The following is a 6,440-nucleotide window of genomic DNA, read 5'->3' as shown; positions in this document are numbered from 1 at the left end:
ACCTGAGCTACTACCAACAAGAGAACAAGGGTTTAAAGTACAGCCAAGAAGATGGGTTGTAGAAAGGACTTTTGCTTGGGTTAATAGGAATAGAAGGCTATCGAAGGAGTATGATTTACTCACAACATCCACTGAGAATTTCATATACCTAGCTATGAGTAGGGTTATGTTAAAGAGGGAATATGCTTGAATTTACTTGTTTCCGGACAACCTCTAAGTGTAAAATGTGAATGAGTACCATTGCTGTATTCAAGTTTGAATGATTTTATTACTTTATCTTTTGGTTGATACTTTAGCACCTGATTCAAAGTTTCATTCGCATTCTTTCCTCCTATTTGACACTCTTCAGTATCTCTAAATTGCTTTATTCCACAAAATATTGTGCTAATTGCAAGCAATGAAGTAATTGCTATCATTGGCATAGTAATATAGAGAGGGCTGTTTGCAAAAAATGCAATAAATTGTCCTTTATCCTGTAGATATACCAAAGCTGCAGAAGCGCTAAGTGCAACAGCAGCTATACCGAAAATTACAAATTCCTTCTGCTGCACTGCATATTTTACTCTTGGCAAAATTCTATTTGTTTTCTTTTCTTTTTTAATTAACGGGGTTTCTTCATTATCACTTTTTTCTGATGAGCTAGTTGAAAGTGTAACTGGACTATCATGATTTAATGACATATTCTCCCATCCTTGACTGCCACAAAACTCACTCATTTCTGTTACTTGAGAATTTGATCTTGTCATCTCTGCACTTCTATTGTCTATTCCACTATCACTTCCTTCCAAACTCTTTTTTAAAAATTTTGTATTCAGATCTACAGGTTCACCAATTATATCTTCTGATCCTTTCTTAATTGATGTTTCTTCAGAATTTGACTTTTCCATCTCCGGACTTTGATCGTTTATTTCACCATCTAAACCTCTTTTCGAGAATTTTTTATTTTTGTCTATAGTTGCATACATAGGTTCTCCTATAGCTTCTTGCTCATCACATTTTTCTCCATTTAATTGGAAAGAAGAATGTGGTAGCTTTGGTGGTGCAATATCCTGAATAATACTCAACCGATGATTTTCTGCTGTTCTAGGTGAAGGTGGAGCTACATTTCTAATATTGTCCTTCTCCAACATTCCATTCCTAGGTAACGGCTTTGGTTTATCTCCTAATTCTTTATCCTCTTCCTCTTTTTGCATTTCTTTTGTATTGTCTATTTTGGGGTTGGAAGATGTGTTGGATGCTGCCTCAAGCTGATCAAGAGAATACGGACGGTTATATTCTATTCCATTTGCCTCACAAACTGCATTAAATTCGTCCTCTATGTCTTTACCATCATCAAATACTAAAGAAGAACAACTCACTGAAAAATCAGCACCTGCTTCGTCTATTTTTGCTGTAATACTGCTATCGCTACTATTGCTAATCACATTTAAAGAAGCTAGTTTGCATTCAGTGTTCAGGTCAGGTTCTTGCTTCGTACCTTTTTCAAACAATTCAATTCTCTCCTTAACAGATAGTGTAGAATTTGAAACATTATTTTCTACTTCTTCAGAAAACGATGCTTCATTATTTGTTTGCGACGTTACTACTCCAGCTAACGTCTTTTCTTGATTCATTAAGTACACCACATTTAATCCAAAGTTATTTGTTACGCTAAACTCATTAAAATACGGTATATACCAGTAAATTAATATTACAACTACCAAGGCTTACTAAATTTCTGTTTGCGTTATCTTTTCCACTTTTTTCTTACTGTTTTTCTTCTTGAATCTCTGAAAAAGTTTTACCAGCACCAGAAAGAATTGCTTCCCTACCTGTGTACACTTGCCAACGTTTTATGGTTACATCTACAAATTTTGAATCTAGCTCTATTGTCCTACAAATTCTTCCTGTTCTCTCACATGCAATCAGTGTACTTCCAGAACCGCTAAATGGATCAAGTACTATGTCTCCTGATCTGCTGCTGTTTACTATTGCTCTCTCCATTAGCTCTACTGGCTTCATTGTTGGGTGCAGTGAGTTATGTATTGGCTTATCATAAAACCACAGATCACTTTGATTTCTACCGCCATGCCACTCACGTTTATTGCCGCTTTTCCATCCATAAAGCATTGCTTCGTATTGTCTTTGATAATCTGATCTTCCTAGCGTAAAGTGATTCTTCGCCCAAATGATAAAAGTTGACCATTTTCCTCCCGCTTCCTCAAATGCTTTTTGCAACGTTGAAAACTCTGATGATGATGCACAGATGTAAATTGCACCTTTAGTATATGCTAAAATATGAGTACAAATATCATAGAGAAAAAGCTCATACTTTTCACCTTGATTATCGTTTAGTATCTTTTTATCCTCTCTTTCTTGACTGCTACCATAATCAACGTTATATGGAGGATCACAAACAGTAATGTCTGCCATTTTATCATCTAACAGCGCTTTATATGATTCAACTACAGAGCTATCACCACAATAGATTCGATGATCACCTAAAATCCATAGATCACCTGGTTTTGTTATTTCTACCTTTTTGTCATCACCAACCAAGTCAGAAAAATCTTCTTTTTCACTATCTAAATCATCAAGGAAATGTTGAACTTTTTCTAATTCAAATCCAGTCATTTTAAGATCAAACTGTAAATCTTCTAACTCTTGAATTTCTACTTTCAAAAGCTCATCATCCCACTTTGCCCAATTAGCTGATTGATTTGCCAGTAATCGAAAAGCTTTAGTTTGTGGTTCATTTAAATTATCACTTAAGACCACTGGTATACTTTCCATACCAAGTTTTCTTGCTGCTTTAAGTCTTAAATGACCATCAACCACAGTGCCATCACTTTTTGCAACTATTGGTATACGAAAGCCAAATTCTCGAATAGAAGCACACATTCTGTTGACCACATCGTCATTTTTACGTGGGTTACGCTCATATTCAACTAGGTTTCGAGTAGGATAGTAGTGGATTGCTAAATTCATATCTTAATAATTAAAAAGTTAATATTTAAAATATATCTGACGCTAGAGAAGGCCTGGGGTCGAACCCACCAAACCCGCCATTATGGCCGAAAGGACCCACTTTTCATGGGTTTTTTGTCTTATTAATATCTTTACTAATATAGAACATTAATGCCAAAGCATCGGCCTCATTATCATCTCTAGGTGAAAAACTTTTTTCACGTATCGCTTCAATAACTTCACTCTTACTTGCATTGCCTTTGCCTGTTATAAAGCGTTTTATAGTTTTAACATTAACACCTTGGTAGGGAATATTGTTCTCTTCACACCAAGCAGACAGAACTGCGAGAAAACCGCCATAGCAATGCGCTGCATCAGTTCCTAGATGTCTTCTTACTTCCTCAAAATACACTGCAGTGAACTCATGTTTCAAAGAATTAAGCCAATTGTGAAAACTTAAAAAACACATTCCACCTCCACTGAAACGGCTACCATGAAAGCTTTTGCTTCCACTTTCAATTACTCCATCTGTTAGAATTGCCCAGCCGGTTTGCTTGCCGAGATCTAGCGTTAAGATTGACGTACAAAAACTCCTTTGTGTAATTAAAGTTCAATGCCCTGTATAATATATATGTACGATGACTCGCAAATTCGTCCGCAATTTTGAAAAAAAATTAAAAAAAATTTCATATCCTGCCATTTGAGTTTTTTTCATCTTTACTTATCTTAATAACTATTTTACATAACTTATATTACGCCAATATTTATATTATTATATTATCATATATTATATTTTACCTGTATTTAAATATATATATAATATATATAAGACTTCAGTAATCCGTAAATCCTCTTCACTGGCCGATTTTAGCCACTTAACTTTAGAAACGGCTTTTAGGAATAGAACATAAAAAAGACAATATTATCAATAACTTAACGATCACTGCTTTCTGAAATACTAATTAGTAACTCAGAAATTAGGTACGAAATTGGTAGTTTTTTACCTATGAAAAAGTAGCTTCAGTAGTGTATCAAAACGTTTAAATCTTATTTTAACTTTTAAAGATTTTATTCTTTTAGATAAAAAAATTATTACTACTTTTTTATAATAAATTAGTCATACAAAGTCTTGGTAAAAATCTCTATTCATGAAACTTTTGGAGTTTTTATGAAGAATTCTTATCAAGGAATCGATTCTACAATTGTTAAACATGTGAGATTTCAAGCTTCGCGCCTTAAATCCAAAAGCTGTTTTATTAACGAAAGTCTCGAAGATATAGAACAAGAGCTTTTTTGTCAGGTTTGGCAATATCTTAACCAGCACGATGAGAAAAGAAGTAGTTTTAGTACTTTCGTTGCTAGATTAGCTAATTATTGTGCTCGCAATATGTTACGCAATCAGTTGTGTCTAAAACGTAATATAACTTTTGATGATATAAACGACGATATTCCAGATCATAGGAACTCGGAAATCGAAGCGATAATTCGCACTGATATAAATAATATAATTTCAACTTTGTCTGAAAAAGATAGTAATTTATGTCAATTACTTAAGGTATTTACTATTACTGAAGTTTCTGTAATAACCAAAATACCAAAGACAACTATCTATCGCACACTAGAACGAATACGCGATAAATTCTCAGTTTTAGAGAAGTTATAAGCTCTCGATTATATTTGCTCAAAAATTTTTTTTTGCAAATTGCGGACGAATTGCCTAGGTCATCGTACATATATATTTAGGTACTGGGAGAAAAATGAAAATAATGAACAGCAATGAACGGCTAAAAGTTCAAACAGGTATAAAAATGGTCATCTTTGGTCCTTATGGTATAGGTAAAACTAGTCTCTTAAAGACCATAAATGAACCAACACTTTGTCTTGATTTTGAGGCAGGTTTACTTGCTGTTCAAGATTGGCAAGGGGATTCTGTAAGTATTCGTACTTGGAATGAGGCAAGAGATATTGCATGTCTCATAGGTGGTCCTAATCCTGCGTTAAAATCTGACTCAGCATATAGCCAAAGACACTATGAGCATGTATCCAGTAAATACAAAGAGCTTGCTTCGGAGTTTCTCAAGTATCGATGTGTTTTTATCGATAGTATTACAGTAGCCTCGCGTTTATGTCTTTTATGGGCAAAAATGCAACCTGAAGCTTTTTCTGAAAGATCAGGAAAACAAGATATGAGAGCTGCTTACGGGTTACTTGCTCAAGAAATGATGGCTTGGCTCAATCAGTTTCAACATATTCCAAATAAAGACATCATTACAGTTGGAACTCTTGGACAATACCTCGATGATTTCAATCGCTCAACTTGGCTACCTCAATGTGAAGGAGCTAAAACTGCAAGTGAAATTCCAGGTATTGTTGATGAGGTAATCAGTATGGTTGGAATCAAGAAAGATGATAGTACAGAGGTTCGTTCATTTGTCTGTCAGACGATTAATTCTTGGGGATATCCTGCTAAAGATCGAAGTGGTTGCCTTAATATGGTTGAAGAACCGCATCTAGGAAAACTTCTTACAAAAATTAAAACTAAAGCTTTTGCAATTCAACCTGTCACGCCCAACATATAGGAGGTTATTATATGCTACAAAACTTTTTAACTATTGGTCAAAAAATTCCTTTTTTCAGTGTGAAAGAATACTTGGACGATCGATCGCCAATACCAGAGGATATAATCTCACCAAGAATTCTAACTAAAAGAGGTTTGTTAGTATTTGGTGGCCCTCCTAAGATTGGCAAAAGCGACTTTTTGATCTCTTGGCTTGTTTACATGGCTGCTGGTAGATCATTTCTCGGTATGACACCAAATAGACCTTTGAAAATCTTCTACATGCAAACTGAAATTGAATATGAATATATGAAAGAACGTTTGCAACAACTTGATAATGAACTTTTGAATGTAGCTGCTAACAACTTAATCATTACGCCAAAAGTGCACTTATCATTTAATCATGATGAAATAAGTGAAATTAAGGAGATTGTAAATGAACGCTTTAAACCTGATGTTTTGGCCATAGATCCATTACGTAACATCTTTAGCAGTGAATATGGAAATGAAAATGACAATAGTGCTATGCTGTTTTTTCTGCAAAAGACTCTTGAAAAGCTACGCAGTGCTGTCAATCCAGATGCTTGTATTGTACTTAGAGGTTGTCCGGAAACAAGTAAAAGGCTATAATATCTGAAATTTTAGTACGGGGTAAAGATGAGAAAAAAGTATCCAACAGATCTAAGCGAAAGGGAATGGGCAAGAATAGAAAAACACTTCAGAGTATCATACAAGAAAGGAGGAAGGCCGCCAAAGTATAGCAAAAGAGAAATATTAGAAGCAATTTTCTATGTATTGCGTACAGGGTGTCAATGGCGGTATTTACCAAATGATTTTCCGCTATGGAAGACTGTGTATGAGCAGTTCAGGCAATGGAAGAAGCAGGGAATTTTTGAGAAAATGAATTATGAAATTACAAAATATAGTAGAAGAAAAA

The 6,440-nt window shown here is 34.6% G+C and carries 7 protein-coding genes and 1 pseudogene; 5 read left to right on the top strand and 3 right to left on the bottom strand.

The window, feature by feature from the left end; all coding sequences use genetic code 11:
* A partial coding sequence (locus OZD64_RS04035; protein WP_274999142.1) for a transposase occupies positions 1 to 190 on the top strand: 190 nt, incomplete at its 5' end.
* Here the strand turns inward: OZD64_RS04035 and OZD64_RS04030 are convergent.
* The 3 genes from OZD64_RS04030 to OZD64_RS04020 form a co-directional block, all read right to left on the bottom strand.
* A complete protein-coding gene (locus OZD64_RS04030; protein ID WP_274999345.1) occupies positions 165 to 1,613 on the bottom strand; it encodes a hypothetical protein in 1,449 nt (482 codons plus the stop codon). The two genes, OZD64_RS04035 and OZD64_RS04030, sit on opposite strands and share 26 nt — an antisense overlap.
* Before the next feature lie 133 nt (positions 1,614 to 1,746).
* A complete protein-coding gene (locus tag OZD64_RS04025; protein ID WP_253303060.1) occupies positions 1,747 to 2,967 on the bottom strand; it encodes a DNA modification methylase in 1,221 nt (406 codons plus the stop codon).
* Positions 2,968 to 3,070: 103 nt separating this feature from the next.
* Positions 3,071 to 3,523 (bottom strand): crossover junction endodeoxyribonuclease RuvC, encoded by a 453-nt coding sequence (locus tag OZD64_RS04020; RefSeq protein WP_226079873.1) that lies wholly within the window; start codon positions 3,521 to 3,523, stop codon positions 3,071 to 3,073.
* Between the two features lie 591 nt (positions 3,524 to 4,114).
* Between OZD64_RS04020 and OZD64_RS04015 the strand changes: the two genes are divergently transcribed.
* The 4 genes and pseudogenes from OZD64_RS04015 to OZD64_RS04000 all read left to right on the top strand — a co-directional run.
* A complete protein-coding gene (locus OZD64_RS04015) occupies positions 4,115 to 4,609 on the top strand; it encodes a sigma-70 family RNA polymerase sigma factor (protein ID WP_019236463.1) in 495 nt (164 codons plus the stop codon).
* Positions 4,610 to 4,703: 94 nt separating this feature from the next.
* A complete protein-coding gene (locus tag OZD64_RS04010; protein ID WP_264376933.1) occupies positions 4,704 to 5,525 on the top strand; it encodes an ATP-binding protein in 822 nt (273 codons plus the stop codon).
* Positions 5,526 to 5,536: 11 nt separating this feature from the next.
* Positions 5,537 to 6,100, top strand: a pseudogene (locus tag OZD64_RS04005) (AAA family ATPase); the annotation flags it as partial.
* A gap of 60 nt (positions 6,101 to 6,160) precedes the next feature.
* Positions 6,161 to 6,440: IS5 family transposase (locus OZD64_RS04000; protein ID WP_044471353.1), on the top strand; the 280-nt coding region annotated here is incomplete at its 3' end.

The sequence above is a fragment of the Wolbachia endosymbiont of Drosophila tristis genome, assembly GCF_028981745.1.
GTDB lineage: Bacteria > Pseudomonadota > Alphaproteobacteria > Rickettsiales > Anaplasmataceae > Wolbachia > Wolbachia pipientis.
Note: the sequence above shows the minus strand (reverse complement) of the source record. Positions and strands in the feature narration are given on the sequence as shown.

Excerpts from the sequence above, each read along its gene's own strand:
- OZD64_RS04015 (WP_019236463.1), top strand. The coding sequence starts at position 4,115 with ATGAAGAATTCTTATCAAGGAATCGATTCTACAATTGTTAAACATGTG.
- OZD64_RS04025 (WP_253303060.1), bottom strand. The coding sequence starts at position 2,967 with ATGAATTTAGCAATCCACTACTATCCTACTCGAAACCTAGTTGAATAT.
- OZD64_RS04030 (WP_274999345.1), bottom strand. The coding sequence starts at position 1,613 with ATGAATCAAGAAAAGACGTTAGCTGGAGTAGTAACGTCGCAAACAAAT.
- OZD64_RS04010 (WP_264376933.1), top strand. The coding sequence starts at position 4,704 with ATGAAAATAATGAACAGCAATGAACGGCTAAAAGTTCAAACAGGTATA.